The organism is Mesorhizobium sp. M0768, from assembly GCF_040320195.1.
Lineage (GTDB): Bacteria > Pseudomonadota > Alphaproteobacteria > Rhizobiales > Rhizobiaceae > Mesorhizobium.
Window position 1 is genome coordinate 471,486 of record NZ_JAMYPD010000001.1, and the last position, 20,456, is coordinate 491,941.

Genomic DNA, 20,456 nt, shown 5'->3' on the forward strand with positions numbered 1-20,456 from the left:
ATTCTCGCCGTTTGCAGGTGAGCTTATATGCAATGCAAGCTGAACGGCAACTGAATGCCGCATTCATGCCGCAATTGGTTTCCGAAGGCTTGAAGGCAAGCTCCAATCAGCTAGTCAGGATCGGGCTTCCGCACCTTGCGTCCCGACTTGGCGAGACGTTTCGCCTCGACCGCCGCTAGGGCTTTTGCTTGTTCCCGCTCGGCGAATTCGACTTCGATCTTGTCGTCGTCGATCGGCCACGCCTCGTGCTTTTTGGTCTCGACGACGGCGCGCGGTGTCGACGGAATTTCGATATGCTGGTCGGCGAACACATCGAAGATGGCAAAGCGGATGTCGTTCTGGACGATATTGCCACTAAGAACGTCTGCCAGGAATACGCGGATCTCGAATTCGAGCGCGGCCGGGCCGAAATTGGAAAACAGCACAAAGGGTTCCGGGTTCTTCAGCACCAGCGGATGGCTGCGTGCGATCTCCAACAGGACGCCATGCACGTGCTTGACGTCGCTGCCATAGGCAACGCCGACCTTAATGTCGACGCGGCCGAGCTTGTTGCGGTGCGTCCAGTTGCCGACCGCATTGTTGATCAGGTTTGAATTGGGCAGGATCACCGATTGCCGTTGGAACGTCTCGATCTCGGTGGCGCGCACGCTGATCTTCTTGACCGTGCCGCTGATGTCGCCGGCGACGATCCAGTCGCCGACCTTGAACGGCCGCTCGGCCAACAGGATCAGGCCCGACACGAAATTCGAGACGACATTCTGCAAGCCGAAACCGATGCCGAGGGACAAGGCGCCGGCGACCAGCGCGAGATTGGAGAGGTCGATACCGGCCGCCGAGATGCCGACCAGTGCCGCGACCGCGACACCGGCATAACCGACCGCCAGCCGGATCGAATTGCGCACGCCGGTGTCAACCCGGCCGCGCGCCATCACCGAGCCGTCGAGCCAGCCCTGGAACCAGCGCGTCAGGAAATAGCCAATGATGAAGACGACGACGCCGGTGAGAATGCCGGTGACCGAGATCGTCACCGAGCCGATGGTGAGGCCGGTCGCCAGCTTGTAGGCCCAGGCCTGGATGTCGCCGGGCTGGAAGCCCCACATCAACAGGATCAGCGGCAGGAACACCAGCACAATCATGATGTTGATGGCGGCGCTGACGACAAGCCCGAGCTGGTCGAGGGCGGTCTCTTCGTAGCTTGAATTGGCCGCTAGCCAGCGCCCGATCGAAGTTTTGGCGAAACCGCCTTCCTCGCCGATCGCTCGCGCCGACAGGAAGCCGATATAGGCGGTGACCAGGATGGTGCCGGTGACCACGACCTGCAGCGAGACGAAAATTGCAAGGCCGATATAGCCAAGCAGTGCCGATGCGATGGTGAATAGGCCTAGGGCGACGGCGGTGTAGCGCAGCCACGCCGGCCACGGGCGCCAGCTTCCGTCGGGGGCCTTGAACGGCTTCAGCAGGCCCATAAGGATCAGGATGATGCCGACGATGATGGTGGCGATGAAGCTTCTGGCGATGGTCAGCGACAGTGGCGAGCCCATCTTGTCGTTGACGACAGACAGGAAGTTGTTGCTGCCGATGACGACAGCCATGGCGGTCGTCAGCCGCACCAGCCAGCGCGCCGGGCCGGTTTCGACCGGGATCAAACGCCAGTTCGGCAGTCGGGGCTCGAGCGCTGCGTTGGTCAGGCGGTTGACGCAGAACACCACCGCGATAACGGCAACCAGCGAATTCAGGAAGATGCCGATGTCACCGCGTAAAACGTTGTAATAATCGAAGAAGAAGATCGTCGAGACAAGGAAGGCGCCGACCGCCAGCGTCGGCAGCAACGTCGACCAGAACGCCACCGACAGGCGGCTGAGATAGGAGGGGTCCTCGACGGAGGGATCCGCTTCGAAGACGCGGCCGAACAGGCGTCGACCGCCGATAAAAAGCACTGCAGCGAATGCGAGCGCCATCAAAGTCGCGGCAAGAATGGCCTGGAACTTGAACTTGAAGGCGAAGCTCAGCCAGGACGACACCGCCTTATAGAAGCCGGAAAACTCAGCGTTGGCGTCGGAAAAGACTTCGGGGCTAAGCGCATCGGACAGCACGTAGCGTTTGGTAAGCACATTGCGGAACAGCTCGCTGCGCATGTTGCCGATCTTCTCGATCAGCCCACTGATGCGGATCGACAGGTTCTGCGCGCTGGCAATAACGGCGTTGATCTCGGCTTTTTCGGAAGCCAGCGCCTGGCGTTCACCGGTTACGATGTCTGGCTCGGCCGGCTGGCCCGCGGCCGGCGGAGGTCCCAGCATCTCAATCCGATCGTTGATATCGCCGAGACGCGAGCGGAACGCCAGCGCGCTGGTGAGCGCCGCCCGCGACAGATCCTCCAATTGCAGACGGATTTCCACGAGGGTGGCATCGTCTTGGCCGTCCTGCTGTATCTTCTTCTCGAGACCGTCGGTTTTGGCCGTCAGACTCTGGATGACCTTCTGCTGGTCGGCGATCAACCCGGCGGCGCCCTGCCCGAGTGCCTGCGCCATAGCAACGAGCGACGGCGGCGCCGAGACAACAAGTGCAGCGATCAGGACCAGGCGGAATAAACGAAAGAACATGATTTTTCTGGCGACTCGCGGGCGGCATCGGCAGTTTTGAAGCACGTCCTTGATAAAGAGGCTCATATCACGGGGCAAGTCATCCCAGGCGTCTCGTTTTTCGAAGTCCCGCCAATCGAAGTCGGCCAATCCAATCGAAGTCGGCCAAATCCAATCGAAGTCGGGGAGTCGAAAAGCGATGGCGCAATCTTGGCTTTGCGTTTGCAGCCTGCTCTATACTCTGCCGTAAAGCCTGAAATGGATGACAATAAGAATGGCGGAATATTCGGCCTTTTCGCTTCTCAAGAACGCGCTGACCGGAAACAAGGACTGGAGGCCGGCCTGGCGCAAGCCCGACCCGAAAGCGTCCTACGACGTGATCGTCATCGGCGGCGGCGGCCATGGCCTGTCGACCGCCTACTATCTCGCCAAGGAGCACGGCATCACAAATGTCGCGGTGCTCGAGAAGGGCTGGCTCGGCTCCGGCAATGTCGGCCGCAACACCACGGCGGTCCGTTCCAACTATCTCCTGCCGGCCAACACGCGTTTCTACGAACATTCGATGAAGCTGTGGGAGAACCTGGCCCATGACCTCAACTACAACGTCATGTTCTCGCAGCGCGGCTGCCTGAACCTCGCCCACACACCTGCTCAGCTCGACGACTATGCCCGGCGCGGAAACGCCATGCGCCATCTCGGCGTTGACGCCGAACTGATGACCACGGCCGAAATCGCGCGCCTGGTGCCGGCGCTCGACGTCTCGGCCACCGCGCGTTTCCCGATCGTCGGTGGCCTGATGCAGCGGCGCGCCGGCACCGCCCGCCACGACGCCGTCGCCTGGGGCTATGCACGCGGCGCAGATCGCCGCGGCGTCGACATCATCGAAAATTGCGAGGTCACCGGCTTCCTGCGCGACGGCGACCGCATCATCGGCGTCACGACAACGCGCGGCGAAATCCGCGCAAAAAAGGTAGCGGTCGCGGTTGCCGGCAGCACCGGGCGGGTCATGCGGCTTGCCGGCATCGAGACGATGCCGATCGAGAGCCACGTGCTGCAGGCCTTCGTCACGGAATCGCTAAAACCGTTCATCGATACGGTCCTGACCTTCGGCATGGGCCATTTTTATATGTCGCAATCTGACAAGGGCGGGCTTGTCTATGGCGGCGATCTCGACGGCTACAACAGCTACGCCCAACGCGGCAGCCTGCCTATCGTCGATGAGGTGATGAGCGAGATGCTGGCGCTGTTCCCTGGGCTGGCCCGTGTCCGCATGCTGCGCTCATGGGGCGGCGTCTGCGACATGTCGATGGACGGCTCGCCAATCATCACCACCGGTCCGCTGCCGGGCATGTATCTCAACTGCGGCTGGTGCTATGGCGGCTTCAAGGCGACGCCGGCTTCCGGCTGGTGCTTTGCCTGGACCATTGCCAAGGACGAGCCGCACGGTCTCAACGCGGCCTTCACGCTCGACCGCTTCTACCGTGGCCTGGTGATCGACGACAAGGGCCAGGGCGCCACGCCCCGGCTGCATTAGGCCATGATCCCGAAAAGTGGAAACCGGTTTTCGGACAAGATCATGGTCAAACGAGAAGTTTAAGAGATCCATGCTCATCACCTGCCCCTATTGCGGCCCGCGCGACGTGATCGAATTCACCTATCAGGGCGACGGCAATCGCCAGCGCCCCCAGCCCGCCTCGCAGAACCTCGACGCCTGGAACGCCTATGTCTACGACCGGCTTAACCCGGCCGGCGACCACAATGAGATCTGGCAGCATTCCGGCGGCTGCCGCGCCCATCTCAGGGTCGTGCGCAATACGCTGACGCACGAGATCTCCAGCACCGCGTTCGCGCGCGGCGACCACAACTCGGTTGCGCGGCACCGGGCCGAGGACAAGCCATGAGCCCGCGCCGTACAGAGGCCGGGGGGCGCATCGACCGGCTGCGGACCATCCGTTTCACCTTCGACGGCGCGCCTTATACCGGCCATGCCGGCGACACGCTGGCTTCGGCGCTGGTGGCCAACGGCGTCACCCTGTTTGGGCGTTCGTTCAAATATCACCGCCCGCGCGGCGTGCTGACCGCCGGCGTCGAGGAACCGAACGCGCTGGTCACAGTGTTGAGGGGCGAGGTTCGCGAGCCGAACATCCCCGCCACAATGGTCGAAATTTATGACGGGCTGGCCGCAGTCAGCCAGAACCGCTTCCCTTCGCTTGCCTGGGACGTCAGTGCCGTGAACCAGCTCGGCGGCAAGCTTTTGTCGGCCGGCTTCTACTACAAAACCTTCATGGGACCGGTGATCGGTCCGCTGAAGGGCACTCGCTTCTGGATGTTCTGTGAGCATTTCATCCGCCGTGCCGCCGGCCTGGGCAAGGCAGGCACGGCTCCCGATACGGCGCGCTACGAACGCATGAACGCGTTTTGCGATGTGCTGGTGGTCGGCTCCGGCCCGGCGGGGCTGATGGCCGCCAGGGCGGCTGCCGATCAGGGTGCACGCGTCATCCTGGCCGAGCTCGAGCCGCATTTCGGCGGCTCGGCCAATTGGTCGCGCGAGACGATCGATGGCATGCCGGCCGCCGACTGGGCAGCGCGCGCCGCCGGTCAGCTTGAAGGCCGTGACAATATCCGCCTTTTGCCGCGCACTACTGTCTGGGGTTATTATGACGGCAACACGCTTGCCGCGCTCGAACGTGTCACCGACCACAAGGAAAAGGCCGGCAAGGGCGAGCCGCGCCATCGCTATTGGACGATCCGCGCCAAGTCGGTGGTGCTGGCCACCGGCTCCCTGGAGCGTCCGCTGGTCTTTCCGGGCAACGATCGGCCAGGCGTGATGCTGGCGCATGCTGCCGAGCGTTTTGCCAATGAATATGGCGTGCTGCCGGGCGACAGGGTCGCGCTGTTCACCAACAATGACAGCGCCTATCGCTCCGCGCTTGCGCTGAAGAAGGCCGGCGCCGTCGTCGTCGCCATCGTCGACGTGCGCCCAGAACTTTCGAGCGAAATGCGCAAGCTGGCCGGCGAAGCGGAGGCCGAGATCCTTTCTGGCCACGCGGTAATCGCCACCGAGGGCGGCAAGGCGCTTTCCGGCTTCAAGGTGCAGCGCTTCGACATGGTCAACGGCGCGCTTTCCGGCGAAGCGCGCAGCATCCACGCCGATTGCCTGCTGATGTCGGGCGGATGGTCGCCGACCATTCATCTGGCCAGCCAGGCCGGCGCGAGAGCGGAATGGAACGAAGCATTGCAAGCGTTCCTGCCGCCCAAGCCGACGACGCGGCAATGGATCGGCGCCGGCGCCTTCACCGGCAGTTTCTCCACCGCCGAGGCGATCGCCGAAGGCCGCGCCGCCGGCCTTTCCGCAGCGGGCGCAACCGCCACGCCGGCGGCCTTGCCTGCCGTCGAGGCAGCACCTTGCGATCCCGATCCGGCGCCGGTGCTCGAGATCAAGGCCAAGGGAAAGAGTTTCGTCGACTTCCAGCATGACGTGACGGCGGATGACGTGCGGCTGGCGCATCGCGAAGGCTTCGTCTCGGTCGAGCATCTGAAGCGCTACACCACGCTCGGCATGGCAACCGACCAGGGCAAGAGCTCCAACATACCCGGCCTCGCCATCATGGCCGAGGCGCTCGGCAAGCCGATCCCAGAGGTCGGCACGACGCGCTTTCGCCCGCCCTTTTCGGCGGTGTCGATCGGCTCGCTAGCCGCCGAACGCTTCGGCGATCTGAAGCCCGAGCGGCTGACGCCGATGCATGACTGGCACGTCGCCAACGGCGCCACCATGTATTCGGCCGGCCTGTGGTATCGGCCGATGATCTACGGCCATCCCGGCGAGACGATCGAGCAGGCCTATGTGCGCGAAGCGAGAGCCACGCGCGAGAGCGCCGGCATCGTCGATGTCTCGACACTGGGCAAGATCGCCGTGCAAGGCCCCGACGCGGCGGAATTCCTCGACCGCGTATACACCAACATGTTTTCGACGCTGGCCGTCGGCAAGGCGCGCTACGGGCTGATGCTGCGCGAGGACGGTCTCGCCTTTGACGACGGCACCACGTGGCGCCTCGGCGAGCAGGATTTCCTGATGACCACCACCACCGCCAATGCCGGCAAGGTGATGCAGCATCTGGAGTATTTCCTCGACGTGATCTGGCCGGAGCTGAAGGTCCACGTCGCCTCGGTCACCGACCAATGGGCCGGTGCCGCCATCGGTGGGCCGAAGGCAAGGCAGATACTGGCTGCTTGCGTTAGCGGCACCGCCGTCGACAATACCGCCCTGCCCTTCATGGGCATCGTCCACGGCGAAATCGCCGGCGTGCCGGTGATGATCTGCCGGCTGTCCTTCTCCGGCGAAATGGCCTTCGAGGTCTATTCCGGCGCCGGCTACGGCACCCATGTCTGGGAGGCGCTGATCGAAGCCGGCAAGCCGTTCGGGCTGGTGACCTACGGGCTGGAGGCGCTGGGCACCATGCGCATCGACAAAGGCCACGTCACCGGTGCCGAGATCGACGGCCGCACCACGGCACGCGACCTGCATCTCGACTGGATGCTGTCGAAGAAGAAGCCGTTCATCGGCTCGGCGATGATGGACCGCGAGGGGCTGATCGCGCCGGACCGCCTGGAACTCGTCGGTATTGTTTCGCTCGACAACCAGCCGCTCAACGGCGGCGGGCACATCGTCGAGGAGCTTGACGAAGCCAATCCGCACGGCTCGCTTGGCCACATCACCGCTTGCTGCTATTCGCCGGCGCTCGGTAAATATATCGCGCTTGCCCTGGTCAAGGGCGGCAAGGCGCGGCGCGGCACGCGCGCTTATGTCTCCGACCCGCTGCGCAACCGGTTCGGGCCGGTCGAGATCGTCTCCAACCATTTCTTCGATCCGGACGGGAGCCGCATGCATGGTTGAACGCCAATCACCGCTTGAGCCGGTGCTGCATCCGGGCTCGCATGGCAATTTCGAGCATGGTGTCGAAATCATCCTCTCCGAAACCAGGCCGGGTTCGATCCTGCAGCTCGCCGCCTGGCCCGGCGAGGAGAAGACGTTGATGGCCGGCATCCATGCGGTCACCGGCCTGGCTTTGCCCGACGGCGCCGGTGGCGGTGTGACGAACGGCGCCAGGTCGGTGTTCGGCTTTGCGCCGGGAAAGTTCACTGTGGTCGATGAAGCCGAGGGATTGGGGCCGGCCTTTGCCAGTGTCGTCACTTCGGCCATCGGTACGGTGACCGACCTTTCGCACGGCCGCACCGCGATCCGTATCGCCGGGCCGAAGGCCGAGTGGGTGCTGGCGAAATTCTTCGCCATCGACTTCGCGCTGCCGGCCTTCCCGATCGGCGCCGGCCGCTCGACCATGCATCACGACATCTTCGCGCAGATCCAGCGCACCGGCGCCGATCAGTTCGACATCTATGTGTTCCGCTCGTTTGCCCGCTCGTTCTGGAAAGCGCTCTGCCATGCGAGCGAGGAAGTCGGCTACGAAGTGCAGTAGAGCCGGACGGCGCTTCACGTCACTCCGCGAACGTCACCCACTCTTCCAGCGGCGCGCGGTCGGTGCGGAAGGCATTTTCGGGCTTGGACGTATCCTCATGGCCGAGCGCCATGCCGCAGACGACGATCTCCTCGTCGGGAATGTTGAGCACCGGCCTGATCTGCCGGTGATAGGGCGCGAAGGCAGCTTGCGGACAGGTGTGCAGGCCCCTGCCCCGCGCGGCGACCATGATGTTTTGCAGGAACATGCCGTAGTCGATCCACGACCCCTTGTTCAGCCGCCGGTCGACGGTGAAGATCATGCCGACAGGCGCATCGAAGAAGACGAAGTTGCGGTCGTGCTGCGCACGCATCCTGTCGACCTCGCGCCGGCCGATGCCGAGCACGCCGTAGAGGCCGAAGCCGTTGGCGCGCCGTCGCGTCAGATAGGGTTCGAAGAACTGGTCGGGATAGTAGCGGTACTCGTCCCACTCGGCCTTTTCGGCGCGGATGCCCGAGCTGAGGATGGCATCGGTGATGCGCTGCTTGACCTCGCCCTTGGTCACATAGACTTTCCAGGGCTGCATGTTGGTGCCTGAGGGCGCGCGCGCGGCAACGGCGAGAATATCGCGGATGGTCTCGTCGTCGACCATATCGGGCAAGAAGGCGCGTACCGACCGCCGCGAGGTGATCGCGTCATCGACGATCGCCGCCGCAATCCGGGTGTTGTTTTCCAGCATGGGCCGTCCTTTTGCGTATGATCCCGAACCCGATTTTCCGGAAGGATCATGCGCCGACTAGAAGTGATGGAGCATCCTTGCGCGTCTTTTTGAACGCCCGATAGCCTACCCGCCTCGACCGGACGCCCCACTCGCCGCTCGTGCGCCGAGCCTTTGCCCGAACCGTCAAAATGGCGCAAGTAAATCTTGTGGTTTCGTGAAAATCCTCTTGATTTTTTCATGAACCCGCCATCAAATGAAATTTGTTGGGAATTTTTCACCGAGACAGGGATGGCTTTGCCCTCAACCGCCGCCAGATCGGAACAGGACAGCGGCGAACGGCTCCTGGCCGGCGACATTCGCGCGTTGCGCAAGGCGCGCGGCTTGACGCTTGCTGAAATCGCACTGAAGCTCGGCCGTTCCGTCGGCTGGGTCAGCCAGGTCGAGCGCGGTCTGTCGGTCCCGTCGCTCGGCGATCTCAGGGCCTTCGCCGAATTGTTCGGCGTGCCGGTCAGCCTGTTCTTCAGCCATGACGTGCCTGTCGAGACCGAGCGCGGCGTGGTCGTGCGCGCCGGCAACCGGCGCACGCTTGGCACAAGCGATTCCGGCCTGGTGGAGGAGCTTCTGTCGCCCGATCTCGGCGGTAGCTTCGAGATGCTGCGTTCGGTCTTCGCTCCGGGTGCCGAGATGAAGGCCGAGGCGCGCCGGCCGACCGAGGAAGCCGGCTACGTCGCTTCGGGCAGTTTCGACATCGAAATTGCCGGCGTCTGGCACCGGCTTGGCGAAGGCGACTCCTTCCGCTTCGACGGCAAGCCGTTCCGCTGGCGCAATCCTGGAGCCGAGCCGGCTGTCGTCATCTGGGTGGTTTCGCCGCCTGTCTATTGAACGAATGCATGTCGCCCAAAGTGCGTGGCGGTTTTGGGACAACGACATGCATCAAAACAAATAGTCGGAGAAGAACATGGCCGGTTTGCCGACCACGGCACGCGTTGTGATCATCGGAGGCGGTGCCATCGGCGCCTCCTCGCTCTACCATCTCGCCAAGGCGGGCTGGACCGACTGCGTGCTTCTGGAGAAGAACGAGCTGACTTCCGGCTCGACCTGGCATGCCGCCGGCAACGTGCCGACTTTCTCCTCGTCATGGTCGCTGATGAACATGCAGCGATATTCGACCGAGCTCTATCGCCGGCTGGCCGACGAGGTCGGCTATCCCATGAACTACCACGTCACCGGCTCGCTCAGGCTAGCCCATAGCGCGGAGCGCATGCAGGAATTCCAGCGCGCCAAGGGCATGGGCCGTTACCAGGGCATGGATATCGACGTGGTCGGGCTCGACGAGATCAAGCGCCGTTACCCCTTCATCGAGACGCATGAGCTGAAAGGCGCGCTCTACGATCCGAATGATGGCGATATCGATCCCGCGCAGCTGACCCAGGCACTGGCCAAGGGCGCGCGCGACATGGGCGCGAAGATCATCCGCTTCTGTCCGGTAACCGGCGTGAGCCGAGACAATCACGAGTGGGTGGTCGAGACGGCGCAAGGCGAGATCCGCTGCGAGATCGTCGTCAACGCCGCCGGCTACCGCGCCGCCGAAGTCGGCAGGATGTTCGGCCGCGAGGTGCCAATGATGGTGATGAGCCATCAATATATCCTGTTCGAGGAAATCCCCGAACTGGCGGCGTGGTCGAAGGAACAGGGCAAGAAGCTGCCGCTGCTGCGCGACGTCGATACGTCCTATTATCTGCGCCAGGAAAAGAACGGCATGAATCTCGGCCCCTATGAGCGCAATTGCCGCGCCCACTGGGTCGGCCACAACGACCCGATGCCCGACGACTTTTCGTTCCAGCTGTTTCCCGACGATCTCGACCGGCTGGAACATTACCTGGCCGATGCTGTCGCCCGCGTGCCGATCCTCGGCACCGCCGGCCTTTCCAAGGTCATCAACGGGCCGATCCCCTATGCGCCGGACGGCAACCCGCTGATCGGCCCGATGCCCGGCGTGCCCAACGCCTTCGAGGCCTGCGTCTTTACCTTCGGCATCGCCCAGGGCGGCGGCGCCGGCAAGGTGCTGGCCGAATGGGTGACCGAGGGCCAGACCGAATGGGACATGTGGTCGTGCGATCCGCGCCGTTTCACCGCCTTTGCCTCGGCCCCGGATTATTGCGTGGCCAAGGGCATGGAGATCTACGGCAACGAATATGCCATCCAGTTCCCGCGCCATGCCTGGCCGGCCGGGCGCGACCGCAAGCTGTCGCCGCTCCACGACCGCATCAAGGCACTCGGCGCCCGGTTCGACGCCTATAATGGCTGGGAACGCGCCACCTGGTATGCGAAGCCAGGCGACGACATCTCCGAAGAATCCACGCTGACTTTCCGCCGCGACGGGCCGTGGCAGCATCGTGTGCGCGAGGAATGCCTCGCCGTGCGCGATGCCGCCGGCATTCTGGACCTGCCGGGGTTTTCCCGTTTCAATCTCGACGGTCCGGGTGCCGCCGAATGGCTGAGCCTCCAGGTGACAGGCCTGGTGCCGAAACCCGGCCGCATCGGCCTCGTCTATTTTGCCGACGACAAGGGCCGCATCGTCACCGAAATGTCGGTGGTCCGCCACGACGAGAACCTGATGACACTGATCACCGCCGCTGTGGCTCAGTGGCATGATTTCGAATGGCTGAAATCGCGCATCCCGAAGGACGCCACATTCAAGCTGGTCGACCGGACAGAGGAATACTCCACCCAGATCCTCGCCGGCCCCAACTCGCGAAAAATCCTCGCCGAACTCTGCGCGGCCGACCTCACCCTGCCCTGGCTGACGCATCAGGAAACCAGTATCGCCGGACGTTGGGCAAAGCTGGTGCGCGTGTCCTTCGCCGGCGAGCTCGGCTGGGAAATCCACAGCAAGGTCGACGATACCGCAGCCATCTTCGACGCCGTCTGGGCGGCCGGCCAGAAGCACGGCTTGAAACCGTTCGGCATGTACGCGCTGGATTCGCTACGGCTCGAAAAAGGCTACCGTACCTGGAAGGGCGACCTGTCGACCGACTACTCGATCCTGCAGGGCGGGCTGGAGCGATTCGTCAGATGGGATAAGCCCGACTTCCGCGGCAAGGCGGCGCTGCAGAACGAGAAGCAGCAGGGCATCAAGAAGCGCTTCGTCACGCTGGTCGTCGAAAACCCCGGCGATTGCGACGCGCCCACCATGTCGACGCTTTGGCATGACGGCGGGATCGTCGGCGAGACGACGTCCGGCGGCTGGGGTCATCGCATCGACAAGTCGATCGCGCTCGGCGTGCTGCGCGCCGACCTCACCGAGCCGGGAACCGCTGTCGAGGTCGAGATCTTCGGCGAACGTTTTCGGGCGGTCGTGCAGAAGGATGAGCCGTTATGGGATCCAAAGAACGAGAGGCTCAGAGCATGAAGACTGTTATCCTTACCGATGGCGGCATGGGCCAGGAGCTGGTCCGCCGCAGCAGTTCCGAGCCGACGCCGCTGTGGTCGGCCAGGGTGCTGATCGACGAACCGGATCTGGTGCGCGACCTGCATGCGGAATTCATCCGCGCCGGCGCCCGCGTCATCACCATCAACACCTATTCAGCCACGCCGGAGCGGCTGGCACGCGAAGGCGCGGAAGAGCTGTTCAAGCCGCTGCAGAAGCGCGGCATCGAACTGGCAAGGCAAGCCCGCGACCAGGCCGGCGACGCGGCGATTGCCGGCTGCCTGTCGCCGCTGTTCGGCAGCTATGCGCCGGCGCTGACGATATCCTTCCAGGATACGCTCGACATCTATCGCCGTATCGTTGCCGAGCAGGCGGACGGCGTCGATCTGTTTCTGTGCGAAACCATGGCGTCGGCCGAAGAGGCGCGCGCCGCCGTCACCGCGGCGTCGGAAAGCGGCAAGCCCGTATGGGTGTCGTGGACGCTTGCCGACCACGGCACGCCGCGCCTGCGCAGCGGCGAAGCCATTGCGGCGGCGGCGGGCGCTCTTGCCGGCCTGCCCGTCGCGGCCCGGCTGATCAATTGCTGCCGGCCCGAAGCGATCGCTGCAGCGCTGCCCGAACTGATCGCTCTCGGCGGTCCGGTCGGCGCTTATGCCAACGGCTTCACCTCGATTGAGGCGCTCAAGCATGGCGGTACGGTGGAAGTGCTGCACGCCCGCCACGACCTCGATCCGGATGCCTATGCCGGCCAGGCGGTCGATTGGGTCGAGGCCGGCGCCGGCATTGTCGGCGGCTGCTGCGAAGTCGGACCGGCCCACATCGCCGCGCTGCGCGACCGGCTCGAACAGGCCGGTTATGAAATTTCGGGAGCAGCATAATGCCCAAGCCATCTTCGCGCATTTCCGGCATCGTGCCTTCGGGCAAGGATGGCTGGGAGGTTCATTCCGCTGCCTGGGCGCGCAAGCAGGCCGGCGAGGACATTATCATGCTGTCGGTCGGCGACCATGATTTCGACACGCCGAGCGAGACGATCGAAGCCTGCGTGACGGCGGTTCGCGCCAGCAATCACCACTACACGCCGCTTGCCGGCGTTCCACGCCTGCGCAAGGCGATGGCGGCGGCCTCGACGCGGTGCACCGGGGTTGCGACCAGCCCCAACCAGGTCATCGCCACTCCGGGCGGGCAGGCCGCGCTTTACGCGGCCATTCAAGCGGTTCTCGACCAGGGCGACCATGCCATCGTCGTCGCGCCCTATTACGCCACCTATCCCAACACCTTCAGTGCGGCGGGCGCCGAGTTCAGCGTCGTCGAGACCCCCGCCGAGGATTGCTTTCAGCCGCGCGCCGCCGACATCCGCGCCGCCCTTCGGCCGAACACCCGCGCCATCCTGATCAACACGCCGAACAATCCCACGGGCGCCGTCTATTCGCGCGAGCGCCTGGAAGAGCTGGCGCAGATCTGCCGCGAACATGACCTCTGGCTGCTGTCGGACGAGGTCTACTGGACGCTGGGCGGCGGCGAGCACGTCTCACCACGCTCGCTGCCCTGCATGGCGGAACGCACGCTGGTCATCAATTCGATGTCCAAGAGCCACGGCATGACCGGCTGGCGCATGGGCTGGCTGACCGGGCCGGAATCAATGGTCTCGCTGTTGACCGACCTCAATCTGGTGATGACCTACGGCCTGCCGGCCTTCATCAGCCTCGCCTGCGCCGAGGCGCTCGAAAATGGCTACGGCGTCAAGGAAATCGCCGAGCGCTACGCCGCGAGGCGCACCGTCGTCCTCGATGCCATGCGCGGCATGAACAACATCACCGTGCGCGGCTCCGAAGGCGGCATGTACGTCATGCTCGACATATCGGCGATCGAGCCGGACGACGAAAAATTCGCCTGGGCCTTCCTCGACCAGGAAAATGTCGGCGTTATGCCCGGCTCGAGCTTCGGCGAGGCCGCCGCCGGCCACATCCGCTTCAGCCTCTGCCAGCCTGAGCCGGTACTGATGGAGGCTGCCACGCGCCTGCGCCGCTTTGCCTCCAGCTATGGTCGCGAGGCCGCATGAACGCCTCGCCCACCAAAACCATTCCGACCAAGGTCATTCCTCCCAAAGCGAGGGCGGTCATCATCGGTGGCGGCGTCTCCGGCTGCTCGGTCGCCTATCATCTGGCCAAGCTCGGCTGGACCGATATCGTGCTGCTCGAGCGCAAGCAGCTGACGTCGGGCACGACATGGCACGCCGCCGGCCTGATCGGCCAGCTGCGCGGCTCGCAGAACATGACGCGGCTGGCGAAGTACTCGGCCGACCTCTACGTCAAGCTGGAGGCCGAGACCGATGTCGGCACCGGCATGCGCCAGGTCGGCTCGATCACGGTGGCGTTGACCGAGGAGCGCAAGCACGAGATCTATCGGCAGGCATCTCTCGCCCGCGCCTTCGATGTCGACGTGCGCGAGATTTCGCCCAACGAAGTCAAGCAGATGTACCCGCATCTCAATGTTTCCGATGTGGTCGGCGCCGTGCATCTGCCGCTCGACGGTCAGTGCGACCCGGCCAATATCGCCATGGCGTTGGCCAAGGGCGCGCGCCAGCGCGGGGCGACGATCGTCGAGAACGTCAAGGTGACCAAGGTGCATACCAGGGCCGGCCGCGTCACCGGCGTTTCCTGGGCGCAGGGCGACGAGCAAGGCCTGATCGAGGCCGATATCGTCGTCAACTGCGCCGGCATGTGGGCACGCGAACTTGGCGCCCGGAACGGCGTCACCATCCCGTTGCACGCCTGCGAACATTTCTATCTCGTCACGGAACCGATCCCCGGGCTTTCCCGCTTGCCGGTGCTGCGCGTGCCGGACGAGTGCGCCTACTACAAGGAAGATGCCGGCAAGATGATGCTCGGCGCTTTCGAGCCGGTGGCCAAGCCTTGGGGCATGAACGGCATAAGTGAGGATTTCTGCTTCGACCAGTTGCCGCAGGACATGGACCATTTCGAGCCGATCCTGGAAATGGGCGTCAACCGCATGCCGATGCTGGCCACCGCCGGCATCCACACCTTCTTCAACGGCCCCGAGAGTTTTACCCCCGACGATCGCTATTATCTCGGCGAGGCGCCGGAGCTTTCCGGCTACTGGATGGCGACCGGCTACAATTCGATCGGCATCGTCTCCTCCGGCGGCGCCGGCATGGCGCTGGCGCAATGGATCAATGACGGCGAGGCGCCCTTCGACCTCTGGGAGGTCGACATCCGCCGCGCCCAGCCGTTCCAGAAGAACCGCCGCTATCTCAAGGAGCGCGTGTCCGAAACGCTCGGCCTGCTCTATGCCGATCATTTTCCGTACCGGCAGATGGCAACCTCGCGAAACGTCCGCCGTTCGCCGCTGCACGAACATCTGAAGGCGCGCGGCGCCGTGTTCGGCGAGGTCGCCGGCTGGGAGCGCGCCAACTGGTTCGCTAGGCCCGGCCAGGAGCGCGAATACCGCTATTCCTGGAAGCGGCAGAACTGGTTCGACAACCAGCGCGAGGAGCATCTGGCGGTCCGAAACGGCGTCGGCCTGTTCGACATGACCTCGTTCGGCAAGATCCGCGTCGAGGGCCGCGACGCCTGCGCCTTCCTGCAAAGGCTCTGCGCCAACGACATGGACGTGACGCCGGGCAAGATCGTCTACACCCAGATGCTCAACCAGCGCGGCGGCATCGAGAGCGACCTCACCGTCTCGCGATTGTCCGAAACCGCCTTCTTGCTCGTCGTGCCCGGTGCGACGCTGCAACGCGACCTGGCTTGGCTGAGAAAACACCTTGCCGACGAGTTCGTCGTCATCACCGATGTGACGGCGACCGAAGCCGTGCTTTGCCTGATGGGCCCGGATTCGAGGAAGCTGATCCAAAAGGTCAGCCCGAATGATTTCTCCAATAACAACAATCCGTTCGGCACGTTTCAGGAGATCGAAATCGGCATGGGCCTGGCCCGCGCCCACCGCGTCACCTATGTCGGCGAGCTCGGCTGGGAGCTTTATGTCTCGACCGATCAGGCCGCCCACGTCTTCGAGGCGATAGAAGAAGCCGGCGCCGACGTCGGCCTGAAGCTATGCGGCCTGCACACACTGGATTCCTGCCGCATCGAAAAGGCGTTCAGGCATTTCGGCCACGACATCACCGACGAGGACAATGTGCTGGAGGCCGGGCTGGGTTTCGCGGTGAAGACCACCAAGGGAGACTTCCTCGGCCGCGATGCGGTGCTGAAGAAGAAAGAAACCGGCCTGTCACGCCGGCTGGTGCAGTTCCGCCTGAACGACACCGAGCCGCTGCTCTTCCACAATGAGGCGATCCTGCGCGACGGCAAGATCGTCGGTCCGATCACCTCGGGCAATTACGGCCATCATCTCGGCGGCGCGATCGGGCTTGGTTACGTGCCGTGCCAGGGCGAGAGCGAGGCGGATGTCCTGTCGTCGTCCTACGAGATCGAGATCGCCGGCGAGCGCTTTGCCGCCGAGGCCTCGCTCAAGCCGATGTACGATCCAAAATCGGAACGGGTGCGGATGTAACCCTTGTCCTTCTGCCCTTGTGGGAGAAGGTGGCCGAGCGAAGCTCGGTCGGATGAGGGGTGTCGGATGAGGGTGTTGGAAGGATCGCTACCTCAACGGAATTAGCGTTTAGCGCTCCCGTCCCAATCTTCCCACGCCGCGTTTCTTCCAGCACCCCTCATCCGGCTCGGCGCTACGCGCCGATCCACCTTCTCCCACAAGGGGAGAAGGAAAAGTCCCCTCCCGCGTCAGAACGCGTCCATCCTGGCCGCGACCTTCGCGATGAACCTCGTCCGCGTCTCGTCCGTCGACAGGTTCATCGAGTAATGCGCGAGATAGGAGACCGACCCGCCGGGTTTGATGGTGGCGCGCAGCACCCGCTTGACCAGCTTGCGCGGCGGGTCACCCATCAGCATGGCTCGGAACCGGCTGCCGCCATAGGTCGTGACCGCGACCACCTTGCGGATGTTGTGCAGTGACGGCTGCACCTTGCCGTCGACCAGCTTGAACGACACGCCGGGCAGGAAGACGCGATCGAAAAAGCCTTTCAGAATGGCCGGATAGCCGAAGTTCCACACCGGAAACGACAGCACCAGCGCCTCGGCCCGCAGAAGGCGCTCGATATAGGCTGACGCCGGATCGCCGTCGCTGCGTTCGTCGTGATAGGACAGCCGTTCGGCCCGCGTCAGCCTGGGATCGAAACCCTCGGCATAGAGATCGCAGTCGTCGACGACATGGCCGGCCGCTTTCAGCCGCTCGACGATGGTCCGGTGCAGGCCGGCATTGAAGCTGGTCTCCACAGGATGAGCATAGAGGACGAGAATGTTCACAGGAGAACATCTCGCAAGTCGGCACCAAGCACCCCCCTCTGCCCTGCCGGGCATCTCCCCCTCAAGTGGGGAGATCGGCTGTCAGTATCGCGTTCGCCACTCGACGACGTTGGAAGATGGTCGAGACGATGGAACTGCCAATCTCCCCCCTTGAGGGGGAGATGCCAAGTGGTGGCAAAGAGGGCAGGCCAGAGGGGGGTACAGCGCCACACGCCCGTCATCGTCTCAAACCGCCTTCTCCAGTCCCTTGAACAGGAACGACTTGCCCGAGCGATAGTCATAGTCCGGGTTCTCCCAGGCGATCATCTTGCCGGGATTGAGCAGGCCTTGCGGGTCGGTCTCGCGTTTGAAGGCGAGCTGCACCTCGTCGGTGCGCTTCATGCCGCCTTCTTCCAGCGTGTAGCGGTGCGGGTTGAAGATCCAGCAGCCATTGTCCTCGTGGATGCGGATGATCTCGTCGAGCCGCTCCGCCGTGGTGAAGCGGACCAGCGGCAGCCCTGCGATGCCGATGGCGCCGTCGAAGCGGATGAATTCGAGATGCGCCGGCACCTCGTCGCCGAAGCGGTCGACCATCGCCTTGACGTGGCCGAGGTGGTCCGGCGACGGATAGCGGGTCTGCAGATAGGTGATCGTCGGGTCGACCCGGATGGCACGCAGCGTCGTGTGATTCCAGGTCAGCTCATAGGCCGGCGGCAGCCCCTTGAGATCGGCCTCCTTGTCGGCGCGAAAGACGATCTCGCCCTTACTGCGCGCCGTGAAGGCGAGGAAGGCATCCATCGCATGCGGCGCGATCATCAAGACGACGATGCTTTGGCCGCGCCGGAAAAACCGCTGGTGGCGCTTGAAGTAATCGTAGGGGATGGGTGCTGCGATCGGTGTGATCAGTTTCGCCAGTATGCCGTCCTGGATGGCGAGATCGTTGCCGAAGCCGGCCGCATCCATGAAATCGTCGAAGCCGACGATGACGTCGATCCAGTCATAGCTGGCAGTCAGCGGCATCTCGACTTCGGTGATGATGCCGTTGGTGCCGTAGGCGTGCATGACCTTCAGCACGTCCTCGCCGGTGAGCTCCATGACCCGCGGCTCAGCCTCCATCGTCACGGTCCTCAGCCGGATGACGTTGCCGAGGTCGCGCAGTCCACCCCAGCGGATCGAGCCGATACCGCCGGAGCCGCCGGCAACGAAGCCGCCGATCGATGCGGTGTTGTAGGTCGACGGCGACATGCGGAGCTCCTGGCCGGAATGCGCCCGCGTCGCTCTGTCGATGTCGGCGAGCACGGCGCCGGGGCCGGTGACGACACGGCCGGGGGCGATCGTCTTGACCGCGTTCATCTCGGCGAGATTGAGCACGACGCCGCCGGACAAGGGCATCGCCTGCCCGTAATTGCCGGTGCCGCTGCCGCGCGGCGTCACCGGGACGCCGTGCCGGTGGCAGGCGGCGAGAATGCGGACGACCTCGTCTTCGGTTTTCGGCGTCACGATCAGGTCACCGGTGACGTGCTCGAGCTGCTGCTTCAGCACCGGGCTGTACCAGTAGAAGTCGCGGCTCTTCTGCTGGACGATCGCCGGATGGTCGTCGATCTTCAAACCGTCCAGGTCGCGCTTGAGCGCCGCAATATCCATCATTCCACCATCAGATCATCGAGTTCGGCATAATCGGGCAGCTGGCGCTCGATCGCATGCCCGTCGCGCACGACGATGCGATCCGATTCGGGCCGCGACAGCAATTCCGTCCAGCTCCGCCCCTTGAAGACGACGAAATCGGCCGACCCTCCGGCGGCAAGCGTGCCAACACCATCGAGCCGCATCACCTTGGCCGGCGTCGAAGTCACCGCTTGCGGCCAGTCGGCGACGGGATGGTCTAGATGCAGGATGCGCGTCGCCATGCGATAGACCTCCAGCATGTCGAGATCGCCATAGGCATAGAACGGGTCGCGCGTGTTGTCGGAAGCGACGGCGACGGCAATGCCGCGCGCCTTCATCTCATGCAGCAGCGTCACCCCGCGCCAGCGCGGCGTGGTGTTGTCGCCGCGCCGGTCCTGCAGATAGAGATTGCACATCGGCAGCGACACCACCGCCAAGCCGGCCTTGGCGACCTTGTCCAGGGTGTCGAGCACGTCGAGGTCGGGCTGGCGCGCCAGCGAGCAGCAATGGCCGACTAGGATGTTCCCGTCAAAACCGTTCCAAAGGGCGGCTTCGGCGATTTTCTTCAGCGAGATCGCCGCGATATCGTCGGTCTCGTCGGCGTGGAAATCGAGGTCGAGGCCGTGCTTGATCGCCTGCGCGAACACCTGGTCGAGCAATTCTTCGAGATCTGGCACCATGTAGGTGACGACCCCGAGGACACCCTTGGCGGCAGCCACCCGCTTGGCCAGCCTCTCGAACCATTTCCTGTCGCGCACGCCTTCGATGCCGAGCAGGCAGGCCGCCTGCAGCTCGATGCGGCCGCGCCATTTCTCCCGCATCGTCTCGAACACCGGCCAGGAGATCTCTTCCTGCGGCGCGACGCTGTCGAGATGCGTGCGCAGCGCCCTGGTGCCGTGCGCGTAGGCGCAGCGCAGCGAAAAATCCATGCGACGGGCAACGTCGTCGGCGCTCCAGCGCGCCGCCCGGTCGGCGCCGGTGGCGTTCAAAGCGGCCATGAAGGTGCCGTCCGGGTTGGGCTTTCGAGGCCAGATATGGCCCTTGTCGATATGGGTGTGGCAATCGACGAAGCACGGCAGCACGATGCGGCCGCCGAGGTCGGTGGCGTCCGCCGGTGCGTTGGATAGATGCGCCGTAATCCCGGAGATCTTGCCATCGGCGATTGCGATATCGGCGAGCCCAAACCCGTCGGTATCGAAGGCTCCGGAAAAGCGCGGCGTAAGTGAGGCATGAAGCCGAACCTTGGCGAGATGGTAGGAACCAGAAGCCGGTATCAAGGCGGCGCTGCTC

General features: G+C 64.0%; 14 protein-coding genes. 9 read left to right on the forward strand and 5 right to left on the reverse strand.

Annotation, left to right across the window (positions count from 1 at the left end; all coding sequences use genetic code 11):
* Positions 1 to 110: 110 nt before the first annotated feature.
* Positions 111 to 2,600 carry a mechanosensitive ion channel family protein gene (locus NKI08_RS02255; protein WP_352766927.1) on the reverse strand — a complete coding sequence of 830 codons (2,490 nt, stop codon included), beginning with the start codon at positions 2,598 to 2,600 and terminating at the stop codon, positions 111 to 113.
* A 253-nt stretch (positions 2,601 to 2,853) separates the two neighbouring features.
* On the opposite strand from NKI08_RS02255, the gene NKI08_RS02260 reads away from it, so the two are divergent.
* The 4 genes from NKI08_RS02260 to NKI08_RS02275 all read left to right on the forward strand — a co-directional run bounded on the left by NKI08_RS02260 (position 2,854) and on the right by NKI08_RS02275 (position 8,053).
* On the forward strand, positions 2,854 to 4,113 hold the full coding sequence (locus NKI08_RS02260; protein WP_352500964.1) for a sarcosine oxidase subunit beta: 1,260 nt from the start codon (positions 2,854 to 2,856) through the stop codon (positions 4,111 to 4,113).
* Between the two features lie 70 nt (positions 4,114 to 4,183).
* Positions 4,184 to 4,480 carry a sarcosine oxidase subunit delta gene (locus NKI08_RS02265; protein ID WP_023676536.1) on the forward strand — a complete coding sequence of 99 codons (297 nt, stop codon included), beginning with the start codon at positions 4,184 to 4,186 and terminating at the stop codon, positions 4,478 to 4,480.
* Positions 4,477 to 7,473: a sarcosine oxidase subunit alpha gene (locus tag NKI08_RS02270; protein WP_352766929.1), complete on the forward strand. Its 2,997-nt coding sequence runs from the start codon at positions 4,477 to 4,479 to the stop codon at positions 7,471 to 7,473. Before NKI08_RS02265 ends, NKI08_RS02270 begins: the two co-directional genes overlap by 4 nt.
* On the forward strand, positions 7,466 to 8,053 hold the full coding sequence (locus tag NKI08_RS02275) for a sarcosine oxidase subunit gamma (RefSeq protein ID WP_352766931.1): 588 nt from the start codon (positions 7,466 to 7,468) through the stop codon (positions 8,051 to 8,053). The genes NKI08_RS02270 and NKI08_RS02275 overlap by 8 nt, the downstream gene beginning before the upstream one ends.
* Positions 8,054 to 8,072: 19 nt before the next feature.
* On the opposite strand, the gene NKI08_RS02280 is transcribed toward NKI08_RS02275, so the two are convergent.
* A complete protein-coding gene (locus tag NKI08_RS02280; protein ID WP_352766933.1) occupies positions 8,073 to 8,771 on the reverse strand; it encodes a nitroreductase in 699 nt (232 codons plus the stop codon).
* A gap of 270 nt (positions 8,772 to 9,041) precedes the next feature.
* Here NKI08_RS02280 and NKI08_RS02285 point away from each other — a divergent pair, with 270 nt between their 5' ends.
* The 5 genes from NKI08_RS02285 (at position 9,042) to NKI08_RS02305 (ending at position 16,713) form a co-directional block, all read left to right on the forward strand.
* Positions 9,042 to 9,635: a helix-turn-helix domain-containing protein gene (locus NKI08_RS02285; protein ID WP_352766935.1), complete on the forward strand. Its 594-nt coding sequence runs from the start codon at positions 9,042 to 9,044 to the stop codon at positions 9,633 to 9,635.
* A gap of 76 nt (positions 9,636 to 9,711) precedes the next feature.
* Complete coding sequence (locus NKI08_RS02290) at positions 9,712 to 12,165, forward strand: GcvT family protein (RefSeq protein WP_352766937.1); 2,454 nt, start codon at positions 9,712 to 9,714, stop codon at positions 12,163 to 12,165.
* On the forward strand, positions 12,162 to 13,061 hold the full coding sequence (locus NKI08_RS02295) for a homocysteine S-methyltransferase family protein (protein ID WP_352766939.1): 900 nt from the start codon (positions 12,162 to 12,164) through the stop codon (positions 13,059 to 13,061). The genes NKI08_RS02290 and NKI08_RS02295 overlap by 4 nt, the downstream gene beginning before the upstream one ends.
* Positions 13,061 to 14,242, forward strand: a complete 1,182-nt coding sequence (locus NKI08_RS02300; protein ID WP_352766941.1) for a pyridoxal phosphate-dependent aminotransferase — start codon at positions 13,061 to 13,063, stop codon at positions 14,240 to 14,242. Before NKI08_RS02295 ends, NKI08_RS02300 begins: the two co-directional genes overlap by 1 nt.
* Positions 14,239 to 16,713 (forward strand): GcvT family protein, encoded by a 2,475-nt coding sequence (locus tag NKI08_RS02305; RefSeq protein WP_352766943.1) that lies wholly within the window; start codon positions 14,239 to 14,241, stop codon positions 16,711 to 16,713. Before NKI08_RS02300 ends, NKI08_RS02305 begins: the two co-directional genes overlap by 4 nt.
* Before the next feature lie 227 nt (positions 16,714 to 16,940).
* Here NKI08_RS02305 and NKI08_RS02310 read toward each other — a convergent pair whose 3' ends face one another.
* The 3 genes from NKI08_RS02310 to NKI08_RS02320 all read right to left on the reverse strand — a co-directional run bounded on the left by NKI08_RS02310 (position 16,941) and on the right by NKI08_RS02320 (position 20,443).
* Positions 16,941 to 17,522 carry an NAD(P)H-dependent oxidoreductase gene (locus tag NKI08_RS02310; protein WP_352766945.1) on the reverse strand — a complete coding sequence of 194 codons (582 nt, stop codon included), beginning with the start codon at positions 17,520 to 17,522 and terminating at the stop codon, positions 16,941 to 16,943.
* Between the two features lie 225 nt (positions 17,523 to 17,747).
* Entirely contained in the window at positions 17,748 to 19,148 is a 1,401-nt protein-coding gene (locus NKI08_RS02315; RefSeq protein WP_502899544.1) for an FAD-binding oxidoreductase, read from the reverse strand.
* The gene (locus NKI08_RS02320) at positions 19,145 to 20,443 is read right to left on the reverse strand and encodes a cytosine deaminase (protein WP_352766977.1); all 1,299 of its coding nucleotides are present in this window, start codon (positions 20,441 to 20,443) and stop codon (positions 19,145 to 19,147) included. Before NKI08_RS02320 ends, NKI08_RS02315 begins: the two co-directional genes overlap by 4 nt.
* Positions 20,444 to 20,456 lie beyond the last annotated feature (13 nt).